At 32.0% G+C, this 1,327-nt stretch carries 2 protein-coding genes; both read right to left on the bottom strand.

The window, feature by feature from the left end:
- Positions 1-66 precede the first annotated feature (66 nt).
- Positions 67-759 (bottom strand): hypothetical protein, encoded by a 693-nt coding sequence (locus DWW52_RS20880; RefSeq protein WP_141404821.1) that lies wholly within the window; start codon positions 757-759, stop codon positions 67-69.
- Between the two features lie 68 nt (positions 760-827).
- Positions 828-1,327, bottom strand: a 500-nt coding sequence (locus tag DWW52_RS20875) for a DUF4265 domain-containing protein (protein WP_233557011.1), incomplete at its 5' end; no start/stop codon positions are given.

Here is a 1,327-nt window from a genome sequence, read left to right as displayed (position 1 = left end):
CTTTGATTTTTATTTATTATAATGTTCGGCAGCGTTCCGCTTTTCAGTCGGATTGCTGTTTGTTAGTCATGTCCGACATTCAACTATATTTAAATTGTTATTCAATTTTCTCGTTTTGTTGATAAACAACTTTTCTTTTATTGCTTGTTCTAACTGTTTATTATTCCATATATTTATCTCATAAATCTGCGGGATAACACCTTGTTTAACTTGCAACAAAACCTCCCTTCTTCGCTTAGTTTCTTCAATTTGCACCGAAGTGACTCGGCTTGTAACAGAAAATAAAGAAGTGATAAAAGATTTCTTATCTATTACTTCAGAAAACAAATCTTGATTCTTCTTTAGATTAAAACAATATCCATAATCAAAATGATAAAAATCAGAAATGTTTTTTATCAATGAATATAAATTTTCCATATTCTGATTGTTTGTTTCAATTATCAGGTCTATCAATCCACAGCACTCCGGTTTGATTTGATTAAGCAATTCATTAGTATAAAACAAAGAAGTGCTTTCTTTTTTAGAAGCTGCGGATAAATAAACAATCTCCTTATTGTGTTGTGACAAATAATGGAAGAAACTATTTATTGTTTTCCACGCTCTACCCGAATAATTGATTTCGATATGACTTACGGATTCATTTAACCATGTAGCTGAAATATAATTATCGTAGGTAGTTAATAGTTTTCTAATGAAATCCATATCAAATAATATGACTTCATCAGAACTAATTACCTTATATAGTTTTATTATCTTCATTTCTGTTTTATAGTACATGACTAATGTTCGGCAGCGTTCCGCTTATTCAGTCGGTCTGCTGTTTGTTATCAACTTATATTTTGTCTGACAACACCATGTTCATAAGCCAAACTATCACATTCTTTTTGCATATTGGTCAGAACATCTTCGACCACTTTTAAGGAAACTTCTTGTGGTACATTTATGGATACGAATGAAGGGAGATTAGAAATCTCTACCTTGCATCCCATATCAAGTAGTTTGTCTCTGACCATCTGCATACGTTTATCGTTAAAATGTACCCTCAATGTGCTATTTCCAGAGGGATTCACTATGGATTGAAAATGATATTCGCCATCTTCTTCTGTAACACATATCTCATCCCCCAAACTGATTCCATAGGTATAGAATGGCACATTATCGACAATATAAGTATCATTACTTGCCTTTTTGCACCACAAACCTTCAATAGAAAATGGTGGATAGCCATCTTCATCTTGTTCCAAGTGAAATAGCACTTTTATATGTTTGTCTTTTTTCATTTTATTCATTAATAAGTTGATAATGTTCGGCGGATAAACCACCTTAA

The organism is Odoribacter sp. AF15-53 (assembly GCF_003479425.1).
Lineage (GTDB): Bacteria > Bacteroidota > Bacteroidia > Bacteroidales > Marinifilaceae > Butyricimonas.
The sequence above is the reverse complement of the archived record's forward strand: the minus strand, read 5'-3'. Positions and strand labels throughout refer to the sequence as shown.

What these genes read in the sequence shown, in the direction of transcription:
- DWW52_RS20880 (WP_141404821.1), bottom strand. Translation starts at nt 759, where the DNA reads ATGAAGATAATAAAACTATATAAGGTAATTAGTTCTGATGAAGTCATA.